The organism is Marinobacter sediminicola (assembly GCF_031157525.1).
Taxonomy (GTDB): domain Bacteria; phylum Pseudomonadota; class Gammaproteobacteria; order Pseudomonadales; family Oleiphilaceae; genus Marinobacter; species Marinobacter sediminicola.
The window spans coordinates 1-22,048 of sequence record NZ_JAVIXR010000006.1; the positions used below are offsets into that span (position 1 = coordinate 1).

Below are 22,048 nucleotides of genomic sequence, written 5' to 3' on the forward strand. Positions count from 1 at the left end.
ACCTACCTGATATCACCATCGGAAATAGCGATATCTCAGCGAGAACTTTTCTAGTTTTGAGGTCTTCATGCTCGACCATGTTTTCTGCCTAACGCCAGTGGTAATGGGTGCCGACGGAGCACAGCGTAGTTGGCGTCCCGTTGACCACCTTGTTACAAGTTTTTCGTCACTGAATCCAAACACTCTTTAGTATCAGGCTCGCACCCAGGAATGGAGCAAGACGATCCTCGGTATTGAAATCTATTTTGCCAAGACTCGGTGCACATGACTGGCCGGAAGCCTCCATCAGGATCGACTGCCCAGCGTATATCGCCATCGGACTTATCTGCTTTAAGAATTCTGAAAACAGTTTGTTTGGAGTGACTGCTTTCGGGACTCCCGAAACCGACACTGGAAACCACCTCGGCCCGGTTTTCTGCAACCAGTTGCCAGAGGGTGCGTGACTCAAGATCTGGTACGGTGGACCAATCCGCGAGTAGGGGCGGCGCAAAAACCAATAAAAAGATGAAAGTTAGCCTAGCCATACTCAACTCCTACCGTATTTGTAACGTTGCCAACAACGGCAGACTTGTAGTTGTGATTTTTGTGCAACAATGGCGTAGCCATGCACAAAAAGCACGGCTGCAAGGCTGTCCAAGCCACGAAGTGGCTGAGGTTGCTTGGCCTTGTTAAACCGTTTCCCATGCTGCCAAACCTGTTTTTGTAAGTACAGTGACCCATGGACTATGTTCTGGGTCAAAAGCCATACCAAATGCAGGGCTGACAATAAAGCCATACTTTACAAATGCCCCTTCGTCTTCAGCATTAATGTGTGAAGCAAGATACTTAAACGGTATTGCCACACCCTCAACTTCAATTACCTCAGACTCAATAGTAACTTCGTTCAATGTGCCAGTTGAGTCGAAACGAAATACTCGAGACCCAAAGTCGAATTCGAGAAGACCGACACTATTCGTTGATTGGCGCTCTGGGTCACCAAGGTGATTCAAGAGTTCGCTATCTCGAATATCCAAGCTCACATCACCGACTATATTGTATGGCTCAATTTTCATAGAGGTTTAACGCCTGCAGCATGCGCGGCTACGAAATGAAGGCGAAGCCGCAATGTAGTAGACGTCGCCGTGCCTGCATTGGTTATATTTAGTCCTCATCCACCGCCTTAAGTATCCGCTGGGCAAGCTCCACGGCCTGCTCTTTATTCAGCGAAACCGGCAGTGCTTGATAGGATAAAAAGCTCGTGGCGACCACTTTCAACCCCACGCCTTTATCTCCATTTTCTAGTGCCAGCTCCACAACATCAATTCGTTGCCTCACCGGCCCTTTCTGTAGAGCCTCGACCTTTGCAGGACTGCCAACTTTCCGACCTTTGTAAAAGCTAAACAGGCCCATGGAAACTCCCTAGAAAAATATAACAGCTAATTATACGAACGAGTTCGTATATCACTCATTCGTAAAACTCCATTCAAACACACTCAAGAAAACACGATTTTCCAAATAAAAACAAATTCTTGAGCACCAACTACCACGGCTACCGCCGGAGTTATACGCCCTATTTCGAGCCACTCCTGCTCCCACCACGGGCGTATAACTCCACCCTTCCTGCTTCAACTTTCCAACCCTATCAGATAGTTACCTTCTTTTCTCTGGAGAGTTTTGGCGTTTTGCGAACGCGTTCGTATAACTCCTGCAGCATGCGCGCCTGCGCTGGTTAGATTCGGATCTTCGAATATCATGGGAACTACAACCCCACCAGCTCCAAACCTGGCGGCCAGGTTAGGCCCAAATGTGTCTAAGGAGGTCAGGCAGGGCTTGTAATGGCCTCGTAACGCGGAGCGTCAGTGGGCAAAGGATCGACTAGCGGGCTAGCGTGAGGGTAACGCGCGGATTGAGTAGATATCGTAACGGCTACTCTTACCCTCTACCCGGGTGCTGGGCTCAGGCCCGGGGATCGCCGGTGCCTTCCGCGGGCGTTTAACCACCACACGATAGGTTGCGGTGGCCAGTGCAGCGTTCAACAAAGCTTCTGAGTCGTCGTCATCGCCCACTACCGTTCGGAACACCTGCATTTCTTTCTTCACCAGCGCAGATTTGTCCCTGTGGGGAAACATGGGGTCGAGGTAGATAACGTCGGCCACATCAGGCGTCTCTGAGGCCTCTTCGGCGCTCGTCAGCCAGTCAATGCTGCTACCAGCCTTGAGCGTCATTCGGGCGATGATAGGTGCGCAATCCATATTAAGAGCTGCCCGGGCCAAACCATCCGCCAGCAACGCATGAATCACGGGGTTACGCTCAAACAGGCTAACCCGACAACCGAGGCTGGCCAGCACAAACGCGTCCTGACCCAAACCTGCTGTCGCATCCAGAACATGCAGGCCTGCTTTGGCTTTCTGCAAGCCGACAGCGCGAGCAACAAGCTGGCCTGAACCACCACCATGCTCGCGACGATAGCCCATCTTACCGGTTACAAACTCTGCCCTCACAGGGCCTGGCGCACCCTTCCCGGCCACTTGGAGACACAAGCCGTTCTCATCCAGAAACAGCAAGGCGCTGGCATGCCGCACGTCTTTGGGCCGCACGGCGCCGAGGTATGGCAGGGACAATTCAGAACTGAGCAGCTTGGCTTTGTGCTCATCACCTAGTGGGCTTCGGGCAACTGCCAGAGGAATAATCGCGTTTTCAGAGGAGGCGCTTGAAGCCTTAGGGCGTGACATCAGATAAAAACCTTATTCACGACCCGGTAATTTCTTCCAGGTGATTTCATCGCGGATGTACACCGGTTGCGCCTGTTCTGCCGGCACAGCCAAGCCCTGACTAAACTTCAAAGCGGCCAGGCGTGCTACCCAGGCGGCTCGGGGAATGAGAGATTCATCCACCGCAGTGATCAGGTTTGAAACCACGGGGGGCATCTTGTCGCGAAAAGCCCAACCCTGGCCTGCGCCAGCCCACTCCACAACGCCGGGCTCCAGAGCAATCTTCGAAGGTGAACAAACTCGCTCCTCGCCCACCAACTCTGGTAGGCCCGAACGATTCAGGAAGCAGCCCCAATAGACTTCGCTCATACGGGCATCAAAGGCCACAGCTACGCCATTGCCTTCAGTTAACTGCAGGGTTTCAATGGCACCAAGAGCAACCGTTTCGAGCGAAGATACAGGCACAACAGGGAGGTCTAGTCCCCATGCCAATCCTTGAATCACACCCGTGGCGATACGAACGCCGGTAAAGGATCCTGGGCCACGGGCAAATGCCAAGGCATCGAGATTGGCTGGTTTGAGCCCTTGTTCCGCCAATAACTCTCGCAGCATTGGCATCAGAAGGCGTGTATGGCCTCTGGGTGCAATCTCAAACTTCTCGATAACCTCACCATCAACAAAAAGGGCTGCAGAGCAGCCCTCTGAGGAGGTGTCCAGTGCCAAAAGTTTCACAGGCGTGAATGGCCTCGGTAGAACATCAGTGGATTATTTGAGGCGAGCACTAATCTGTTCGCGAATACTGTCCAGGCTGCCTACGCCTTTAACACTCACATACTCTGGCGCCGCTTCCGGCTGTGTCTTAGCCAGATCCTGGTAGTAGCCGATCAACGGCGCGGTCTGATCGTGGTAGATCTTCAAGCGCTTGCGAACGGTTTCTTCCTTGTCGTCTGCACGCTGCATCAGCGGCTCACCTGTCTCATCGTCTTTACCTTCCACTTTGGGTGGATCGTACTTGACGTGATAAATGCGGCCACTGCCCTCATGCACGCGGCGGCCAGACAAACGGCTAACAATCTCTTCATCGTCCACAGCGATTTCGACAACGTAGTCGATCACAATACCCTGGTCTTTCAAGGCCTCGGCCTGGGGAATTGTGCGGGGAAAACCATCCAGCAGATAACCGTTTTTGCAATCTGGCTGCTTAATCCGTTCTTCAATCAGCGCAATAATGATGTCGTCAGATACCAAACCACCGGTCGCCATGACTTCTTTGACCTGTAGCCCAAGTTCGGATTCCGCTTTTACAGCTGCCCGCAGCATATCGCCAGTGGAAATCTGGGGAATACTAAAACGCTCAGTAATGAATTGGGCTTGCGTCCCCTTCCCAGCGCCTGGTGCGCCTAACATGATGATTCGCATACAGCTGTGCTCCCATTTTCGTTATTAAAGTTTGAAAAACTGTGGCAAAAACCTGAGCCTTTGCGACAACCTCTCCCGTCGAAACCGATGTTGATCAAGTTCGATGATCGCGCATTATACGAAGTCAGGCACTTCAGAGAAAGTCGACCTCCGTATCATCTTCAGAAAACTGACGTATAACGGAGGCGCAGAAGACCATTATCAGGTGTTGAGTGACGATGCCAGAGCATCCAGTTCAGGGGCAACCTGATCGATTTCGGCATTCAACTCATCCACGAATCCAGGCTCCAGTCCCAAGCCATGCAGCAACGAGGGAAGATCATCTGAATTAAACTCGTCGCCAATACCCCGCTCTTTCAGCAACGCGTTGGCCAGCTGAACCATCATCACGTAGTTTTGGTGCTCGCCTTGGTAGCCTGGCTGCTGGTGCACACCTGCGGCTTTGATGACCGGATCAGGCAGCTCCCAAAGCCGGTGCAGAATGCCACCAATGGCACCATGGCCGACCGATATAATTTCCTGTTCACTGCCCTGCCCGAAAACCTGTTGCTCCAAAGACTGCATGCTGGTTTCTGGATTGGCTTCTCGCAGCTTGTTAAGTTCTTTGAATTCCGCTGGGAACAGGTGCCCCACCAGTAGCAAGCCAAAGTTATGCAACAAACCACACAAATAGGCCAAACCTTTGTCTGCACCACAGTGGGGCGCCATGCGCTGGGCCACAAATGCGCAATACAGCGAGTGGCGCCAGAAATTGTCCATGCCCAGAATGCCCGCCTTGGGCACATCGAACGCCCGCACTGAAGCAATGCCCAGTGCTATGTGGGCAACCCGGTCAAAACCCAGTACGCGTGTTACAGCATCCTGAACAGAGTTAATCTGGCCGGGGTAATGAAACAGGGCCGACCGGGCATAGCGCATTACTTGTGCGGTCAAGCTAGGGTCAAACTCAATCAGCTCCGCCAGCTCCCGCGCCGTGGCCTCGGTGTTGGAGGTCAGGCGCAGAATACGCAATGCCAGTGCCGGCATCGGCGGCAGGCGGTACAGCTTTTTCAGTTTACTGGCCACTTCTGCCAGCGTCAGCGCATCCCGGCCACCGTTATTGCCTGGCCCGCGAATAGCCAAGTTTCCTTCCCGGCTACCAGCCATAGCCAATCGCAACGAGGGTCCATCCAACTCTACCAAGGAGTGATCTGTACCACTGGAAAACACCACCCGCTCAGCCCGAGCAATACTCTCATCCAGCAACACCGGTAACTCGTAGGCACTGCCAACTGGTGGGGTAAACCCGGGATCACAATCACCAAACAGTCGTATGGTCTGCTGCGCCGTCAGGGGTTGCAAATAGCGCCCCGTTAATTGGCGCAGAGCTTCTGTATCAAGCGCACTGTCGTATTTATGCACAGCCATAACAATGCCACTGATATCAATCAGCAGTGTTGCTTTAATGGCGTTCACCCGGGATTCGCCCAACGCAGATACCGCCTCATCCAGGCTGGTAGCCCGGTCGATGGGCAGCTCCCGATAAGCTATACCTTGTTGATTAAAAAAACGCTCCAGTCGCGCTGCGAGAGCCAAAAACACTACTCCTGTTATCTATGGCAGGGCCACTCAGGCCCCATATCCGTTCCCGGTCGATTTAGCCGGTGTTGCGCATTCCGGCGGAAATCCCCGCCATTGTAACCTTAAGCGCGCGTTCTACCAGCTCAGGAACCTCACCCTTACCTTCACTCTCCCGGTCACGCCTCAGTAACTCTGCCTGAAGATAATGCAACGGATCTGTGTAGGGGTTGCGCACCCGCATCGAGTGGGCAAATACCGGCTCGTCTTCCAACAGTTCATCCTGTTCCTTGAGCTCCAGCAGGCGCTGAACGCAACCCTCAAGCCGTGCACCCAAGCTTACGCCGAGTGTTCGGAGCTTATCGTCGTCCAGCAGGGTTTTCTCATAGTAACTGGCAATGCGTAGATCCGCCTTGGCCAGCACCATTTCAAGCATGTCGACATAGGTACGGAAGAACGGCCAGCCCTGCATCATCTCACGCAAGGCAGGCAAGCGCCCCTCTTTAGCTGCATCTTCCAGCGCCACATCACTACCCAGCCAACTGGGCAACATCAACCGCATTTGTGTCCAGGCAAAAATCCAGGGAATGGCCCGCAAGCTTTCCACTCCGCCACTGGCTTTACGCCGCGCAGGGCGGCTGCCCAGCGCCAATTTACCCAGCGCCTGTTCCGGGGTTACCTGGCGGAAGTAAGGCACAAAATCCGGATTTTCCCGAACTACTTCCCGGTAAGCCCTGAGCGAACGCTCCGTCAGCCAATCCATGGTGTCTCGCCATGCATCTTCAGGCTCAGGCGGTGGTGCCAGAGTCGCCTCGATCACCGCCGTGGTGTATAGCGTCAAACTTTGCACCGCAAGCTGGGGCAAGCCAAACTTGAACCGGATCATTTCGCCCTGTTCCGTTATGCGGAAGCTGCCATTTACTGACCCAGGAGGCTGGGAAAGAATCGCCCGGTTGGCTGGGCCGCCGCCACGGCCAACGGTGCCGCCACGGCCATGGAACAGGGTAAGGTGCACACCGTACCGGCCGGCCACCTGAGTAAGCTTCTCCTGGGCCTGATACTGCGCCCAAGCAGCCATTAGCTGGCCGGCATCCTTGGACGAATCCGAGTAGCCAATCATGACCTCCTGGCGCCCCTGACAATAGTCCCGGTACCACTCCACTTCGTATAAGGCGGCCATGCTTTCAGGCGCGCCGCGCAGGTCGTCCAGTGTTTCAAACAACGGCACAACACGCATGGGGAATTTCATGCCGGATTCACGCAGCAGTAAAATAACGCTCAATACATCAGATGGCTTGCTTGCCATAGAGATTACGTAAGAGCCTAACGCTTCCGGCGTTTGCTGCGCCACCACCTCACAGGTGTCCAAAACTTCGCGCACTGGTTCGGAAGGTTCCCAGTTCCGGGGAACCAGCGGGCGGCGCCCTTGCAGCTCCCGAACCAGAAAGGCCTGCCGGTCTTCTTCGGGCCAGGAAAGATAATCACCCAAACCAAGATACTCCACCATTTCGGCAACCGCTTCCGCGTGTCGGGTGGCTTCCTGACGGATATCGAGACGAATCAAAGGCAGGCCAAACGTATGGGCGCGGCGAATGGTATCCAGCAAGGCACCTTTGGCTATGTGTTCAAGCCCGCACTCCACCATTGATCGATAACAAAGCTCAAGCGGGGCCGTGAGATCTTCATTTTCAAACAGAATGCCATTGCTGTTGGCAGGTTCGCCATTAATGCAGGCCTCTGCCCAATCACGGGTTTTAATCAGCCGGTCACGTAGTTCCGCCAGCACATGTCGGTAGGGTTCCCGGGAATCGCCGGCAAAGCCACGCAGTTCATCGTTCGCCTGCCACATGGAAAGCTCAGCCCGCAGCGATTTGATGTCGCGGAGAAACAGATCTGCGGCCATCCAGCGCCCGAGCAGGAATACCTTTTGGGTTACCTGGTGCGTAACGTTTGGGTTGCCATCGCGGTCGCCACCCATCCAGGACGCAATGCGCACGGGCGTTGCCTGCAATGGTAGCCCTTTGCCCGTTGCATCCTGAAGTGACGCATCAAGATCGGCAAGAAACCGGGGCAACGCTTGCCAAAGGCTATTTTCGATAACCGCAAACCCCCACTTGGCTTCATCAACTGCCGTGGGTCGCTCATGGCGTATCTCATCGGTATGCCAGGCTTCTGCCACAAGCCGGGACAAGCGCTCGGTGATGGCATATCGCTCCGCCGGCAACAAGTCATCGTGATCCAGACTAGCCAGGCAATCCGACATTTCATCGTATTTCATGATCAATGTGCGGCGGGCGACTTCTGTGGGGTGCGCCGTTAGCACAAACTCCACGCGCATATCCGACACGCATTTATGCAGTGCATCAGCACTCACTCCGCTAGCTTTCAGTCGATCAAACACACCCGCCAATGGTTCAACCATGAGATCCGACTGATGCCCACGCTTGCGGCGAATTCCGTGGTACTGCTCCGCCAGGTTCGCAAGGTTGAGGAACTGATTAAAGGCTCTCGTGACCGGCAGCAGCTCATCATCGCTCAATTTGCCAAGAAGGCTGACCAGACGCTGGCCAGAGCCGCTTTCCTGCCGGCGATCAGCTTTGGCGGCAGCCCGGATTTCCTCAATAAGCTCATAGCATTCCTGGCCGGGGTGGCGCTGTATGCTCTGGCCCAACAGTTCGCCCAGCATACGGACATTTTCTCGGAGATCAGGGTGTAGCTCGGTCACATTGGCGTCCTTATGGATTGACGGAGACAAAGTAAACTAACGATACTAAGGAACGACTGGAAAAGTCTATTGGCGTTTAGGTGCCTAAGGAGCGACCATGAAAGTCACAGATCTGCCCAAGCAATGGGAGCAAAAGAAAGAGCTTGCAGAGCGCACTCACGAGTACAACCTGAGGCTTCCTCTTGGAGACGCTGCAAGGGTTTCAGCTCTGGCCGAGCTTTACCCGGACCGCAGCGAAAGCGACATTCTCAATGATATGGTGGCCGCGGCACTGGACGAGCTGACCAGCCGTAGCCCGCTGGACGAAAAGCTGGGCAAACGTAAAGAATAACTCATCGATTCCAGACAATTGCCGGAAGACTCGTAATCAGGCAACTGATTCGAGCTGGCGAGCCTTAAGTCGCTTGATATGCTTTTGGCTAAGGCGCACAAACTCCGGTGTAAGCCCCTTATCCTCATACATTTCAAAGCCCTCTTCATCAAAGGCGACTACCTGATCTCCCTGCACATAGGGGAATTCGGCTTCAACCTCATCCAGCGTCACCGTTATCAGGTCGCGCAACAGATCCTGAGGCGATTTCAAAGGATAAAGTGCAGACAAAGCTTCTAGTTGCTGATGGTGCAAATCAGACAAAGCCACAGCATGGGCATCACGGGTAAGCTTTCGGCTTGCGTGCTTATCCCAGTAACTGACCAGATCTTTGATTTTCATCGAACCTGACTCCCGCATCCTGTTGGTGACATCCAGAGCCCCAACTGAGCTCCTGCTTCACCCAGTGTAGACGAAGCTAAGGATCAACTCTTCTTTTCCACACCCTTGACTGACTGCCAGATGTCATCGAGCGCTTCAAGTGTTTGCTCGTCGAAGTCGCGGCCTTCCCGAACCAACGCCTGCTCAATCGCCCTGAACCGTGCCTCGAACTTGTGGTTGGTGCGCCCAATCGCCTGCTCAGGATTAACCTTCATAAAACGCGCAAGGTTCACACACACAAAGAGCACGTCGCCCAGTTCATCCTCAACCGCGTCGCGATCGCCTTCACCCAACCCGGCAGCCTGCCAGGCTTCTTTCAGCTCATCAATCTCTTCATGGAGTTTGTCAAAAACCGGGTCTATATTCGGCCAATCAAACCCGTGCCTTGCCGCCCGCTTTTGCAATTTCTCCGCACGGACCATTGCAGGCAGTGCCCGTGCAATTCCATCAAGCCGGCTTGGCGATGGCGCATCCGTTGAAGCTGCTTCTTGCTCCTGCGCCCGCTCTTCCGCTTTGATGCGTTCCCAGCTCTCTTTGATCCAGGCTTCGTCAGGCCGGTTATCCGGGTCAATACGGCTTTCCAGCGTACCTTCGGGGAACACGTGAGGGTGGCGCCGAATAAGCTTGCGCACCAGATTATCGACCACGGAATCAAAACTGAAACGGCTTTCTTCCGCCCCGATCTGCGAGTAGAAAATTACCTGAAACAGCAGATCGCCCAGCTCATCCTCAAGGTTTCGAAAATCCTCCCGCTCTATGGCATCTGCCACTTCGTGGGCCTCTTCCAGCGTATGCGGAACAATGCTTCTGAAAGTTTGCTTCGCATCCCAGGGGCAGCCGGTTTCAGGATCGCGCAGCCGAGCCATCAACACTTTCAGATCGTCAATGGAGTAAGTCATGAGCGCTTACGCCTTACGTCGATAATGTTGGGCAGGTTGCGGATCTGGGCCAGCAACCGCGCCAACTGATCCAGACTGGAGATTTCCACCGTTACTATCATGGTTGCAGTGTTGTCATCCCGGTTGGTCATGGTGTGGAGCGATAAAACATCACTCTTTGATAGCGACAACACCTGGGTAATATCGCGCAGCAGACCCGACCGGTCGTAGGCTTCAATTTCGATATCCACCGGGTAAACAGACGCCTGCTGACCACCCCAACTCACCTCAATAATCCGGTTCGGCTCGAATTCCCGCAAGTTCAGGAATGTAAGGCAGTCCTGGCGATGCACCGTCACACCCCGCCCGACGGTGATATAGCCACCTATGGCATCCCCCGGCAGTGGTTTGCAGCATTTCGCCACCTGGGTCTTCAGCTTGCCCACACCCAGTATGTGAATATCCGACTCAGTATCGTATGGCTTGCGGCGCTGGGCCGTCAGCTTCAGATCAAGCTGTTCGGATTTCGGTTCCAGCATTTGCTGGGCAACATTAGCCACATGCGCCGGGCGCAGGTCACCCGCTCCCACCGCCGCAAACATATCTTCGGCGTTGTGATAATTTACTTTTACCGCCACCTGGCTGAAATCCACGTCGTGCAACGACAAGCGCCTGAGCTCGTCTTCAATAATGGCGCGCCCATCAGTAACGTTGCGTTCGCGGTTCTGCTGTTTGAACCAGTGCGTTACCTTGGCCCTTGCGCGGGAGGTCTGAAGATAGCCCAGGCTGGGGTTCAACCAGTCCCGGCTGGGAGAGGGATTGTTCTTCGACGTGAGCACGAATACCTGCTCCCCGGTTTTCAGGGGATAGGTCAGCGGCACTATCCGGCTGTCTACCCTTGCACCCCGACAAGCATGGCCGATCTCGGTATGCACCCGGTAAGCAAAGTCCACAGGAGTAGCGCCCTGTGGCAAATCAACCACGTGCCCATCGGGCGTGAAGACGTATATCCGGTCTGATACAACGTCCGTTTTAAGGTGATCAGCCAGGCCGGAGAGATCGCCCAATTCTTCCTGCCACTCCAGCACCTGACGAAGCCAGTTGATCTTGGCTTCATAGCCGGAGGCTTTCTGGTTTTTATCCGTGCCCTTGTACAACCAGTGCGCACACACACCCAGCTCGGCATCTTCGTGCATGTCGTGGGTGCGAATCTGAACTTCCATTACCTTGCCATCAGGCCCAATAACCGCCGTGTGCAGAGACTGGTAACCATTTTCCTTGGGGTTGGCCACGTAGTCATCAAATTCATTAGGAATGTGACGCCAAAGTGCATGCACAATCCCAAGCGCCGCGTAGCAGTCTTTGACCTCCGGCACCAAAATGCGCACAGCTCTGATGTCATACACCTGCGAGAAGTCGATGCCCTTAATGCGCATTTTCCGCCAGATGCTGTAGATATGCTTGGCACGACCGGAAAGCTCGGCGTCGATACCAGACGCTTTCAATTCCCCCTGAAGCGTGCTGATAACACGGCGAATATACCCCTCGCGATCAAGGCGCTTTTCATCCAGAAGCTTTGCAATTTTCTTGTACGCAGTCTCATGGAGGTAGCGAAAGGAAAGATCTTCCAGTTCCCACTTGATATGCCCGATACCCAGGCGATGGGCCAGGGGCGCGTATATATCAAATACTTCACGGGCCACCCGCATGCGTTTTTCTTCAGGTGCATTCTTGACGCCGCGAATAGCACAGGTGCGTTCCGCAAGCTTGATCAACGCCACCCGGACATCATCAATCATGGTGACCAGCATTTTGCGGACGTTGTCCAGCTGGCCCTCACTTTGCCCAAGCACATTGCCTTTGAGAGGGTGGTGTATGGAGGAAATGGCCGCCATCTGCTGAACACCGTTGATCAGCATGGCCACTTCGTCGCCGAATTCCTTGCGGATAACCTCCAGCGCGACCCGCTCCTCCCGCACCGCCCGGTAGAGAATGGCGGCAACCAGGCTGGTTTGATCCAAACGCAGCTCTGCGAGCACCTGAGCCATTTCTATGCCGATGCGAAAACTGCTGGAACCAGCCGCCCACAGACGATCTTCACGGTAGGCCTGTAGATCTATTTCAGCAGCTTTTTCACAAGCCCTGCGGAATTGCGCCACATCATCCAGATGGGTCTGCGAGGATATCTGCTGTACCCAGCCATCGATATCAATCTGGCCATCGCCATCCACTGCATAGTCTTCGCGAACTTTTACCATATCTGTTTTGTTATTCCTGGTGGTTCACACAGCCATCCTTTGCTGCGCACAACGACATTCATTGTCAGCCGCGCTCAAACAGCGCAATCGACTCCACATGCGTGGTATGAGGAAACATATCCATCACTCCCGCACGTACCAACCTGTATCCATTTCGGGCCATTACGCCCGCATCACGAGCCAGGGTGGCGGGGTTGCAGGACACATACACAATAGTCTTGGCACCAAACGCAGTCAGGTACTTGCAGATCTCTTCTGCCCCCGACCTTGGCGGGTCGATCAGGATTTTATCAAACCCCTCCTGCGCCCAACTCTGGCCTGTGAAGTCACCGTGCAGATCCGCGCCGTGGAACGCAACGTTCGTAAGCCCGTTCAGTTCCGCATTCTCCCGGCCCCGCACAACCATCGCATCGTCGCCTTCAACGCCAATCACTTGGCCACCCTTGCGCGCAAGGGGAAGCGTAAAGTTCCCCAGCCCACAGAACAAATCCAGAATCCGTTCGCCGGGCTGTACATCCAACCACTCCACGGCCCTGTGTACCATGGCTTTATTGATATCCGCATTGACTTGCGTAAAGTCCATGGGATGGAACTTCATGGTCAGGTCGAACGCGTCAAGCCGGTAGCTGAGCCGTTCATCCTGCCGGCCTGTCGATTCCGGCCAGATGCGGTGAACGGTATCCGGCCCTTTCGGCTGCAGATAAATATGCAGCTCGTGGGCCTGCCCGAACGCAATCAGCTTTTCCCGGTCGCCGGTGCTCAGCTCATCCATATTGCGGAAAACCATGGCCGCTGTGTCGTCGCCACAGGCAATCTCTACCTGAGGAATGCGGGCATAGGCATCCATGCTGTGCAGTAACTCGCGCAGCGGAACAACGCGCTCACCAATGCGCGGATCCAGCACCACGCACCGATCAATATCCGTAAGAAAGCTGTTGCGCTTCTCCCGGAAACCAACCAATACCGATTCTCGGGCTTTCACGTAGCGCACACCCATGCGCGCCTTGCGCCGATAGGCCAAAGTGCTGTCCGGGCGTAATGGCTCGATCCACTCCTCAGGCTCTATACCGCCAAAGTGCGCGAACTGCTCGCGCAGCGTGTCTTCCTTGAAGCGGATCTGGGCGGCGCTGCTCATATGCTGAAGACTGCAACCACCGCACAGGTCTGCGAACTCGCATGGAGGTGTTTGACGGTCAGGAGCTGACTCCAACACTTCAAGGGTGCGCAGCTCATCAAATTTGCTTCGGCTAGATACCACTTTGGCCATCACTGTTTCGCCTGGCAAGGCGCCATCGACAAACAGGATTTTGCCATCCTGACGCGCTATGCCACGGCCATCATGGCTAAGCTTTTCCACTTCACAGCGTACGGGTTCCGTAGGAAGTACCTTCCTGCGTCGTCTGCTCATAATCTGTTCTCTTGGTGTCGTCAGTCAGGTTCAGGTGTTCGGGAACACACCCGTGGATAAGTAGCGGTCGCCGCGGTCACAGATAATGGCTACGATAATGGCGTTTTCAACCTGGGCAGACAGTCGAAGTGCAGCGGCGATGGATCCGCCAGATGATACGCCACAGAAAATCCCTTCTCGTTCAGCCATGGCGCGCATGGTGTCCTCGGCTTCTTGCTGGCCAATATCGAGCACCTGATCCACCCGAGCCGCATCGTATATGCTGGGCAGGTAGGCTTCCGGCCAACGGCGGATGCCTGGTATGGAGGCGCCCTCTTTAGGCTGCAAGCCAATAATGTTGATATCGGGATTGCGCTCTTTCAGATAACGGGACACGCCCATAATCGTACCGGTGGTACCCATGGAACTGACAAAGTGCGTTACCCGCCCCGCTGTCTGTTCCCAGATTTCAGGGCCTGTGGTGCGATAGTGCGACAGCGGGTTGTCCTGGTTGCTGAATTGGTCCAACACCTTACCCTTGCCTTCTGCCTGCATTTTCAACGCCATGTCTCGGGCTGCTTCCATGCCTTCTTGCTGGCTTACGGTAATGATCTTGGCACCGTAGGCTCTCATGGATGCACGGCGCTCTTCGCTCATATTGGCAGGCATAATGAGTACCAGCCGGTAACCCTTGATGGCGGCTGCCATTGCCAGAGCAATACCGGTATTACCGCTGGTCGCCTCAATCAGCGTATCCCCGGGCTGAATCTCGCCACGACGCTCCGCCTCCTGAATCATCCCCAGGGCTGGCCGATCTTTTACAGAACCCGCCGGGTTATTGCCTTCGAGCTTTGCCAGAATTACATTACTGGTCTCGCCAGGAAGACGCTGTAATCGAACCAGAGGCGTATGCCCGACATAATCTTCAACTGTTGGAAAATGCATATGAGAACCCTGTGGTACACTTTTGCGTGGCATGATACGCCTTATGGCCCCAGTCGCCCAATACAGCTTCTCGCTAAAACCATGACTGAAGGCTATATAAGCAACGTATTTTTCGGCTCCGCCGGCTTGGATAATCAAATCATCCGCGCCCGGATGGCCTACTATTACAAGGACGTAACCCGCCCAGACAGGCGGCGTTAAGTTATTTTTCAGGAATATCGTATGCGACGTTGGGGCATTCGCAAAAAGGTGCTGGTGGTTACTCTGGTTCCCACCCTTATCACCACCCTTATGCTTGGGATGTTTTTTACCTATAGCTGGGTTAACAATATTGAAAGCCTTCTGAGGGATCGTGGCGAGTCACTTTCACGCCAGCTCGCGGCCGGCTCGGAATACGGGCTGTTTACGGCTAACCGAAGCCTGTTAAGCAACCTTTCCAACGCCCTGCTGGAAGAGCAGGATGTTCGCTCAATCACCTTTTTCGACAGCAACCGGCGTCGTTTGCTTCACTCCGGGCCCGGCAGTTCAGACAACCTCGACAGCAAAGAACTGGTCAGCGAAGAGGCAAGCCGGATTACCCGCAAGACCAGTACCCGTTTTGTAAACCCTGTTTTTCTCCAGGATCTGATCATTCAGTCCATCCACGATCAGGGCTCACAGCAACCCTCTTCCGAGCAAAGGCAACCTCTCGGCTGGGTGGCTGTGGAGATGTCTCATATCCGCACCGAAAAAGAGACCTACAAAGCCTTACTGATTTCCCTTCTGCTGGTTCTTGGCGGGGTTATTTTCAGTTTGCTGATCGCGCTGCGCCTGAGCCGCGCCTTCACCGGGCCAGTGTTCGAACTTAACGAGGCCGTAGCAAAGCTGAAGGAAGGCAAGCTGGACACCCGCATTCATACCAAAGCTGGCCCGGAATTTGAGCAACTGGAATCTGGCCTCAATGCCATGGCGGAGGAGCTGAGCAAAGCCCAGGCTGAAATGCAGCAAAACATTGATCAGGCCACCGAAGACCTGCGCGAGACTCTGGAAACCATTGAAATTCAAAATATTGAGCTGGATTTCGCGCGCAAAGAAGCCTTGGAGGCCAGCCGCATAAAATCTGAATTCCTGGCAAATATGTCCCACGAAATCCGCACGCCGCTCAACGGCATTATCGGCTTTACCGAGCTGCTGCTCAAAAGCCCTCTGCCCCGCCAGCAGAGGGATCATTTGAGCACTATTCGCAAATCATCCGAAATTCTGCTCACCATCATTAACGACATTCTGGATTTCTCCAAGATTGAAGCCGGCAAGCTGATCCTTGACCGCGTCCCCTTCCAGCTCAGGGATATTGTGGAAGAAGTGATGGTAATGCTGGCCCCCGCGGCCCATAACAAAAATCTCGATTTGGTCCCGTTGGTATACAACGATGTGCCCGATAACATCATGGGCGACCCTTTGCGGGTAAAACAGGTAATTACCAATCTGGTCAACAACGCCATCAAGTTCACCCAGACCGGTGAAGTCGTCCTGCGGGCGAGCCTGGAAGACGAAGACAAAGAAGGTAACCGGGTCACCCTGCGCCTGAGCATTACCGATTCCGGAGTAGGCCTATCGCGGGCCCAGCAACAGTCGCTGTTCAATGCATTCAGCCAGGCCGATGCATCTACCGCAAGGCAATATGGCGGCACGGGCCTTGGGCTGGCTATTTCCAAGCGCCTGGTGGAAGAAATGGGCGGCCAGATTGGCTTGCAAAGTGAACTGGGCAAAGGCTCCACCTTCTGGTTTACCCTGACGCCTGAACTGTCCTCAAGCGGTGAGGCCGTCGCCCCCCGAGATGCACTGCGGGGAGAGAGGGCTATCTATCTGGAGCACCAGAAAACCTGCGGCCTTGCGGTTGAACATCTATTACGTGAGTGGGGCATGACAGTTGATCGGGTTACCTGCCCAAGCGCCATGCAGGAGAAGATTGAAGAGGCCCAGAAGAGCCAGTCGGGGTATGCGGTGGCCATCATCGGCATTACCCGGCACCTACTCAACTCCAGCCAGTACTGCGGGCTGGTGCGGACCGTGGAGATCGAGCGGGATTGCCGCACACTGCTCCTTACACCCACTCTGGACGTCCACGACACCCCGCTTGCAGGTCTGGCCAGCGGCCACCTGACAAAGCCCATCTGCAGAGACGCCCTGTACGATGAGTTATTGCTCCTGGTACACGGCATTAATACATCCGGGCAAGGCATTTCACGCCAGGACTACACCGCTCGACTGCCGGCTCCGGTGAACGTGCCGCGAGTGCTGGCAGTGGACGACAACGATGCCAATCTGAAGCTTGTCATGACCCTGCTGCAGGACTATCAGATTGATGCGGAAGGCGCTTCAAGTGGCTTTGAGGCCTTAAGCAAAGCCCGACAAAAGTCGTTTGACTTGGTATTCATGGATCTTCAGATGCCCGGCATGGACGGCGTAGAAACAACCGCCCGAATCCGTGATATGGACAACAGCAATCACAGAACAGCCATTATTGCCCTCACCGCACACGCCTTGGCAGACGAGCAGGAACGCCTTACCCGGCAGGGGTTTGATGGCTATATGCCCAAGCCCATTAGCAGCGGACAGCTTGCAGATACCATCTTTGAGTGTACCGGTTACCGTTATCAAAGCCCCGGTGAAGCGGGCCGGATTCCTGTACCCGAAGTGCGAGACACCAGACGCGCTCTGAGACCTTCTACGCGGAAAATGCAACGGGAGTGCGTAAGCGTGGATGAGGGGATCCAGCTGGCTGCCGGGAAAACAGATTTGGCGGAAGAGTTGTTCAGCATGTTGCTGGAACAGTTGCCAGCCGATTTCACGAACATCGACCAGCTCTGGAACACTGGCGACCTGGAAGGCCTTCTGGAGTGCGTGCACAAGTTGCACGGAGCCACACGATACTGCGGCGTTCCGGAGCTGCGCTCTGCCGCAAACCACTTTGAAACCGCTCTCAAATGCTCAGCACCCGACATGGAATTACAGAAAAGCCAGCTTATGTCAGCAATTGAGCGCCTGCAGATCTGGAGCGAGCAAACAGACTGGCAGCAAATGTTCCGGGCACATCATCAGCAGGCCGAAACCAACTGATGATGTGTCAGCACACCAGTAAGAACGGCTCAGGCTTGCCTGCTCACCCGATCAAGAATGGCTTTCATATCCTTAACAGCCTCTTTGAGGCCAGTGAATAAGGCTCTGGCTATAATCGCGTGGCCAATGTTCAGCTCATTGATACCGGGGATAGCCGCAATCCGTTCAGTGTTATGATAATGCAAGCCATGCCCCGCATTCACAATCAGCCCTTTTTTGCGGGCGTAACTGACGGCGTCTGACAACGCTCTGAACGTCGCATCTTGAGCTTCAGCACCAACCGCTTCCGCATACTCCCCGGTGTGCAACTCAATAACCGGTGCACCGCAACGCACCGCTGCATCAATCTGTGCAGGGTCTGGATCAATAAAGAGCGAGACTTCCGCACCGAGCCTGGCAAGGCGCGCACAAGCATTCGCCACGCGCTTCTCCTGGCCAACCACATCCAGCCCACCCTCGGTTGTCAGCTCCTCCCGCTTCTCGGGAACCAGGCAAACACACTCAGGGCGGACTTTCTCGGCGAATTCCAGCATGGCATCGGTCACCGCCATCTCGAGGTTCATTTTGGTTTGCAGCACTTCTTTAAGCAGCAACACATCGCGATCCTGAATGTGACGCCGATCTTCTCTGGGGTGGATGGTAATGCCATCTGCACCGGCTTCTTCTGCTATCAGTGCCGCTTGGACAGGATCGGGATAACGTGTTCCCCGGGCCTCACGCAAGGTGGCAATGTGATCGATATTCACACCAAGCAATACTCTAGGATTCATGTCGTTCTCCCTTATGATGAGCGAATAGAAAGGTGGTTAAAAAGACTGCGGCTGTTCAGCGGGCGACCCTGAAGCAGATAATCCGTCAAAACGCGCATAACCCGCTTTGACACTCGGCGGCTCGCGGTAGATTCATAATCTCCACTGGCAAGCGCCAACAGCGTTTCCCCGGGCAGATTTTGCAAACGCACACCTGCAGACACTGCAGCAACAATACCCTGTTCCGGATCGTAGCAATAAACCTGTGCGGTATGGACAGGCTGGCCCGTGTCCATCACCTCATCCCAGCGAAAATCGTACCCCAGGGCAGCGGCAAACGCCTGCTCAAACTTTCGCAATACCGGCTCTACATCCGATGTCTGTGCAAGCTGATCCAACGCTTCAATGTAAGCCGCAAAGAGTGTGGGGTGAGGATCGGCCTCGGGCAGTACCCGTTGTATCAGCTCGTTCAGATACAGACCACTATAGAGGGAAACTGTGCGGTGCAAGGCTTGGCCATCACGTACATCCACATCAGTCAGGGTTTTCAGGTCGCCGCGCCCTACCCAGCTCAACATCAGTGGCTGAAAAGGCTGAAGCTGAGCTTTCAGTGGGCTTTTATTACCGCTAGCACCCCGAGCGACCACACTCAAACGGCCGTGATTCAGAGTGAAAAGGTCAACCATGAGGCTGGTTTCCCGCCAGGGCCGCCTATGGATTACATAAGCGGGCTCCTGTTGTTGCGCGTCTTTTCTCATAGTGCCTCAGGGGGGCGTGACAGCCTCAGAGGTCGTTCATGCCCAGGCTTTTTAGCGCACGGTCACTGTCGGCCCAGCCGCGCTTTACCTTAACCCACAACTTGAGCATAACCTTGCAGTCGAACATGCGTTCCATATCCGCTCGGGCATCCTGACCAATGCTACGCAGCCGGTCGCCTTTATCACCAATCATGATTTTTTTCTGACCTTCGCGCTCCACAAGGATCAACGCGGATATATGGAGGGTCTTGCCATCATGCTTGAACTCTTCAATTTCCACGGCAACGGAGTACGGCAGTTCGGCGCCCAGTTGGCGAGTGATTTTCTCGCGCACCATTTCCGACGCCATAAAACGTTCGCTGCGATCGGTAATCTGATCATCGGGATAGAAGTGGACGCTCTCAGGCAGGAAGCGGCTCACCGCTTCTTCCAATGGTGCCAGGTTGGTTTCCTTCAATGCCGACATGGGAATAATCTCGGCAAAGTCCCGCTTTCTGGAAAGCATATCCAGATGCGGCAACAGGCTTTCCCGCTTTTCTATCCGGTCAACCTTATTTACCGCCAGAATAACCGGGCAATCGAGCTTACTCAGTTTTTCGAGCACCATTTCATCCGCAGTGGTCCAGGCGAGTTGATCCACCACAAACACCACCACATCTACGCCTGAAAGTGCAGAGGTAGCGGCCTTGTTCATATAACGGTTGAGTGCACGGGGCTCTTCCACATGCATCCCGGGCGTATCCACATAAATCGCCTGCACCGGCCCCTCGGTTTTAATCCCCAGCACCTTATGGCGCGTGGTTTGCGGCTTACGGGAGGTAATGCTTAGTTTCTGCCCCAGAATATGGTTTAGCAGCGTTGATTTGCCCACGTTCGGGCGGCCGACAATAGCAACAAAACCACAACGGCTGTCGGGGTTTTCAGGACGAGTAATATCATTCATCAGGGTGTCTCCACGCCAAGTTGTTTCAGCGCGCTACGGGCCGCTTCCTGCTCCGCCACACGGCGACTACTGCCAACTCCACTGGTTTTTCGATCCAGCGATGGCAGCACACAGGACACATGAAATGTCTGGTTATGAGCTTCTCCATCAACCGAAATAACATCGTATCTCGGCAAGGGGAACTGTCGGGACTGCAAATATTCCTGCAAACGGGTTTTCGGATCTTTCTGAGTGTCCTGAAGATCCAGCTTCTGCAGGCGTGCCTCAAACCAGCGCAGCACCTGTTCGCGACAGGTGTAAAAGTCGCTATCGAGGTAAATCGCGCCGATTACCGATTCCACTGCATCTGCAAGAATGGATTCACGGCGGAAGCCGCCGCTTTTCAACTCACCGGAACCCAGTCGCATATAGCTTCCAAGATCAAACTCTCGCCCAATCTCCGCCAGGGTTACCCCTTTCACCATGCGAGCTCGTAACCGGCTCAAGTGGCCTTCCCGGGCTTTATCAAAACTCTGGAACAGGTACTCGGCAATCACCATATTCACAATGGAGTCGCCAAGAAACTCAAGTCGCTCATTGTTCTGATTCCCGTAACTCCGGTGCGTAAGCGCCAGCATAAGACGCTCTGGCGACTTGAACTGGTAACCAATCCGTCGCTGTAGCTGATCGAGGTCTGGTTGCGAACTCACTTACCCTTCATCTCGTAACTGTGCTGAAAGTGAACAACGGTATCGATGTTGCGGAAAATGTTATTACGGACTTCGTAATCCACAGCGATCACAACAAGCTCGCCGTCTTTCTCAACCGAAATATTTTTGGTATCAAAACCCCGGATACTATTCACGCTCAGGCGCTTATTGATCAGCGTAAGTATCTGAGCGGGCCCCATCTGCGACAACCCTTCTGTGCCATCCAGGCCTTGAAGCGCTTCCTGGATGGTGTAATCGTCCATGTATGCTGGCCCAACCTTGATCACCAACGTGAGCAAACTACCAAAAAACAGGACCATAATTAGAATGACAAGCGCTGACGCGCCGCCTTGGCGACCCATGGCGGACAGATTATTTTGTTTCATTAAAACTGGACTCCAGAATAGTCAAAATTACTCAATTCCACCCACACGCTTGAAGGATGGCAGACTGGTGAGGGATTTCCAGTGCATCCAGATCGCGAAAGCTTTGCCTACAATCAACTCATCGGGAACCGTGCCCCAGTATCGGCTATCGTTACTGTTGTCGCGATTGTCACCCATCATGAAGTACTCACCCTCGGGGATTTTCCACTCACCCTCTCCGGCAGCACCCGTGCGCCCCATGGTCAAGAAAATGTCATGCTCTACAGTACCCAGGTCCTCACGGCGCACTTCTACCGGCGGTAGGCGCACAACAAACTCACTTTCTACTTTTTCGCCGTTGATAAACAACTGCTTGTTGCTATAACGCACCGTATCGCCAGGCAAGCCAATCACCCGCTTGATGTAGTTGGTTTTCCCGTCTTCCGGATAGCGGAACACCATTACATCGCCTCTTTCGGGCTCTCCTATGCTCAGTATCTTGGTTCCGGCTACGGGCAAGCGCAGGCCATAGGCGTACTTGTTAACCAGAATAAAGTCGCCCACCTCCAGGGTTGGCAACATGGAACCCGAGGGTATTTGAAAGGGCTCAACCAAAAATGACCTGAGGATGAGCACGACCGCCAGCACCGGGAAAAATGAGCGGCTGAGATCAACCAGGTATGGCTCCTTAGGAAGGTCTTCACCTTCACCATGGCCCACCGGGGATTCCGCAAGACGACGCTTACGCAAAAACAGTATGTCTGCCAGCCAGATCAACCCTGACACCAGGGTCAAAACAACCAGAACCAGAGGAAAATCAATATCCATCAAGATG

The 22,048-nt window shown here is 54.3% G+C and carries 21 protein-coding genes; 3 read left to right on the forward strand and 18 right to left on the reverse strand.

Annotated features, from left to right (window positions below; translation table 11 throughout):
* Window positions 1-668 precede the first annotated feature (668 nt).
* The 7 genes from RG807_RS09870 to ppc form a co-directional block, all read right to left on the reverse strand.
* Window positions 669-1,052, reverse strand: a complete 384-nt coding sequence (locus RG807_RS09870) for a hypothetical protein (protein ID WP_309044773.1) — start codon at window positions 1,050-1,052, stop codon at window positions 669-671.
* 88 nt (window positions 1,053-1,140) lie between these two features.
* On the reverse strand, window positions 1,141-1,389 hold the full coding sequence (locus RG807_RS09875; protein WP_216007354.1) for a hypothetical protein: 249 nt from the start codon (window positions 1,387-1,389) through the stop codon (window positions 1,141-1,143).
* Window positions 1,390-1,862: 473 nt separating this feature from the next.
* Window positions 1,863-2,711, reverse strand: coding sequence for a class I SAM-dependent methyltransferase (locus RG807_RS09880; RefSeq protein WP_309044774.1), 849 nt, complete (start codon window positions 2,709-2,711; stop codon window positions 1,863-1,865).
* A 12-nt stretch (window positions 2,712-2,723) separates the two neighbouring features.
* Window positions 2,724-3,422 carry a tRNA (adenosine(37)-N6)-threonylcarbamoyltransferase complex dimerization subunit type 1 TsaB gene (tsaB, locus tag RG807_RS09885; RefSeq protein ID WP_309044775.1) on the reverse strand — a complete coding sequence of 233 codons (699 nt, stop codon included), beginning with the start codon at window positions 3,420-3,422 and terminating at the stop codon, window positions 2,724-2,726.
* Window positions 3,423-3,455: 33 nt separating this feature from the next.
* Window positions 3,456-4,109: an adenylate kinase gene (gene adk / locus RG807_RS09890; protein WP_309044776.1), complete on the reverse strand. Its 654-nt coding sequence runs from the start codon at window positions 4,107-4,109 to the stop codon at window positions 3,456-3,458.
* Between the two features lie 201 nt (window positions 4,110-4,310).
* Complete coding sequence (locus RG807_RS09895; protein WP_309044777.1) at window positions 4,311-5,684, reverse strand: HDOD domain-containing protein; 1,374 nt, start codon at window positions 5,682-5,684, stop codon at window positions 4,311-4,313.
* 61 nt (window positions 5,685-5,745) lie between these two features.
* Entirely contained in the window at window positions 5,746-8,391 is a 2,646-nt protein-coding gene (gene ppc, locus RG807_RS09900; RefSeq protein ID WP_309044778.1) for a phosphoenolpyruvate carboxylase, read from the reverse strand.
* 97 nt (window positions 8,392-8,488) lie between these two features.
* Between ppc and RG807_RS09905 the strand changes: the two genes are divergently transcribed.
* Window positions 8,489-8,722: a hypothetical protein gene (locus RG807_RS09905; RefSeq protein ID WP_309044779.1), complete on the forward strand. Its 234-nt coding sequence runs from the start codon at window positions 8,489-8,491 to the stop codon at window positions 8,720-8,722.
* 36 nt (window positions 8,723-8,758) lie between these two features.
* On the opposite strand, the gene RG807_RS09910 is transcribed toward RG807_RS09905, so the two are convergent.
* The 5 genes from RG807_RS09910 to cysM all read right to left on the reverse strand — a co-directional run bounded on the left by RG807_RS09910 (window position 8,759) and on the right by cysM (window position 14,610).
* Window positions 8,759-9,103 (reverse strand): pilin assembly protein, encoded by a 345-nt coding sequence (locus RG807_RS09910; RefSeq protein ID WP_309044780.1) that lies wholly within the window; start codon window positions 9,101-9,103, stop codon window positions 8,759-8,761.
* A gap of 83 nt (window positions 9,104-9,186) precedes the next feature.
* Window positions 9,187-10,041: a nucleoside triphosphate pyrophosphohydrolase gene (gene mazG / locus RG807_RS09915; RefSeq protein ID WP_309044781.1), complete on the reverse strand. Its 855-nt coding sequence runs from the start codon at window positions 10,039-10,041 to the stop codon at window positions 9,187-9,189.
* Window positions 10,038-12,278 (reverse strand): GTP diphosphokinase, encoded by a 2,241-nt coding sequence (gene relA, locus RG807_RS09920; protein ID WP_309044782.1) that lies wholly within the window; start codon window positions 12,276-12,278, stop codon window positions 10,038-10,040. Before relA ends, mazG begins: the two co-directional genes overlap by 4 nt.
* A 64-nt stretch (window positions 12,279-12,342) precedes the next feature.
* Window positions 12,343-13,686 carry a 23S rRNA (uracil(1939)-C(5))-methyltransferase RlmD gene (gene rlmD / locus RG807_RS09925; protein WP_309044783.1) on the reverse strand — a complete coding sequence of 448 codons (1,344 nt, stop codon included), beginning with the start codon at window positions 13,684-13,686 and terminating at the stop codon, window positions 12,343-12,345.
* Window positions 13,687-13,716: 30 nt separating this feature from the next.
* Window positions 13,717-14,610, reverse strand: coding sequence for a cysteine synthase CysM (cysM, locus tag RG807_RS09930; RefSeq protein ID WP_309044784.1), 894 nt, complete (start codon window positions 14,608-14,610; stop codon window positions 13,717-13,719).
* Here cysM and RG807_RS09935 point away from each other — a divergent pair, their 5' ends adjacent.
* Together RG807_RS09935 and RG807_RS09940 are read left to right on the forward strand one after the other, a co-directional pair.
* The gene (locus tag RG807_RS09935) at window positions 14,611-14,811 is read left to right on the forward strand and encodes a hypothetical protein (RefSeq protein ID WP_309044785.1); all 201 of its coding nucleotides are present in this window, start codon (window positions 14,611-14,613) and stop codon (window positions 14,809-14,811) included.
* A 21-nt stretch (window positions 14,812-14,832) separates the two neighbouring features.
* Complete coding sequence (locus RG807_RS09940) at window positions 14,833-17,709, forward strand: ATP-binding protein (RefSeq protein ID WP_309044786.1); 2,877 nt, start codon at window positions 14,833-14,835, stop codon at window positions 17,707-17,709.
* Between the two features lie 29 nt (window positions 17,710-17,738).
* Here the strand turns inward: RG807_RS09940 and pdxJ are convergent, their stop codons facing one another.
* Genes pdxJ through lepB form a run of 6 tightly spaced genes read right to left on the reverse strand, consistent with a single transcriptional unit; the run spans window position 17,739 to window position 22,041 of the window.
* Window positions 17,739-18,479, reverse strand: coding sequence for a pyridoxine 5'-phosphate synthase (gene pdxJ, locus RG807_RS09945; RefSeq protein ID WP_309044787.1), 741 nt, complete (start codon window positions 18,477-18,479; stop codon window positions 17,739-17,741).
* A gap of 11 nt (window positions 18,480-18,490) precedes the next feature.
* Window positions 18,491-19,216 (reverse strand): DNA repair protein RecO, encoded by a 726-nt coding sequence (gene recO, locus RG807_RS09950; protein ID WP_435404667.1) that lies wholly within the window; start codon window positions 19,214-19,216, stop codon window positions 18,491-18,493.
* Between the two features lie 25 nt (window positions 19,217-19,241).
* A complete protein-coding gene (era, locus tag RG807_RS09955; protein ID WP_309044789.1) occupies window positions 19,242-20,159 on the reverse strand; it encodes a GTPase Era in 918 nt (305 codons plus the stop codon).
* Entirely contained in the window at window positions 20,159-20,848 is a 690-nt protein-coding gene (gene rnc, locus RG807_RS09960; RefSeq protein ID WP_298449935.1) for a ribonuclease III, read from the reverse strand. Before rnc ends, era begins: the two co-directional genes overlap by 1 nt.
* Complete coding sequence (locus tag RG807_RS09965) at window positions 20,845-21,234, reverse strand: DUF4845 domain-containing protein (RefSeq protein ID WP_298449934.1); 390 nt, start codon at window positions 21,232-21,234, stop codon at window positions 20,845-20,847. Before RG807_RS09965 ends, rnc begins: the two co-directional genes overlap by 4 nt.
* 27 nt (window positions 21,235-21,261) lie before the next feature.
* Window positions 21,262-22,041 (reverse strand): signal peptidase I, encoded by a 780-nt coding sequence (gene lepB / locus RG807_RS09970; protein WP_309044790.1) that lies wholly within the window; start codon window positions 22,039-22,041, stop codon window positions 21,262-21,264.
* Window positions 22,042-22,048: the final 7 nt, after the last annotated feature.

Coding starts and splice junctions, on each gene's coding strand:
- RG807_RS09870 (WP_309044773.1), bottom strand. CDS start 1,052: ATGAAAATTGAGCCATACAATATAGTCGGTGATGTGAGCTTGGATATT.
- RG807_RS09875 (WP_216007354.1), bottom strand. CDS start 1,389: ATGGGCCTGTTTAGCTTTTACAAAGGTCGGAAAGTTGGCAGTCCTGCA.
- RG807_RS09880 (WP_309044774.1), bottom strand. CDS start 2,711: ATGTCACGCCCTAAGGCTTCAAGCGCCTCCTCTGAAAACGCGATTATT.
- adk (WP_309044776.1), bottom strand. CDS start 4,109: ATGCGAATCATCATGTTAGGCGCACCAGGCGCTGGGAAGGGGACGCAA.
- RG807_RS09905 (WP_309044779.1), top strand. CDS start 8,489: ATGAAAGTCACAGATCTGCCCAAGCAATGGGAGCAAAAGAAAGAGCTT.
- RG807_RS09910 (WP_309044780.1), bottom strand. CDS start 9,103: ATGAAAATCAAAGATCTGGTCAGTTACTGGGATAAGCACGCAAGCCGA.
- mazG (WP_309044781.1), bottom strand. CDS start 10,041: ATGACTTACTCCATTGACGATCTGAAAGTGTTGATGGCTCGGCTGCGC.
- relA (WP_309044782.1), bottom strand. CDS start 12,278: ATGGTAAAAGTTCGCGAAGACTATGCAGTGGATGGCGATGGCCAGATT.
- rlmD (WP_309044783.1), bottom strand. CDS start 13,686: ATGAGCAGACGACGCAGGAAGGTACTTCCTACGGAACCCGTACGCTGT.
- cysM (WP_309044784.1), bottom strand. CDS start 14,610: ATGCATTTTCCAACAGTTGAAGATTATGTCGGGCATACGCCTCTGGTT.
- RG807_RS09935 (WP_309044785.1), top strand. CDS start 14,611: ATGAGAACCCTGTGGTACACTTTTGCGTGGCATGATACGCCTTATGGC.
- RG807_RS09940 (WP_309044786.1), top strand. CDS start 14,833: ATGCGACGTTGGGGCATTCGCAAAAAGGTGCTGGTGGTTACTCTGGTT.
- pdxJ (WP_309044787.1), bottom strand. CDS start 18,479: ATGAATCCTAGAGTATTGCTTGGTGTGAATATCGATCACATTGCCACC.
- recO (WP_435404667.1), bottom strand. CDS start 19,216: ATGAGAAAAGACGCGCAACAACAGGAGCCCGCTTATGTAATCCATAGG.
- era (WP_309044789.1), bottom strand. CDS start 20,159: ATGAATGATATTACTCGTCCTGAAAACCCCGACAGCCGTTGTGGTTTT.
- RG807_RS09965 (WP_298449934.1), bottom strand. CDS start 21,234: ATGAAACAAAATAATCTGTCCGCCATGGGTCGCCAAGGCGGCGCGTCA.
- lepB (WP_309044790.1), bottom strand. CDS start 22,041: ATGGATATTGATTTTCCTCTGGTTCTGGTTGTTTTGACCCTGGTGTCA.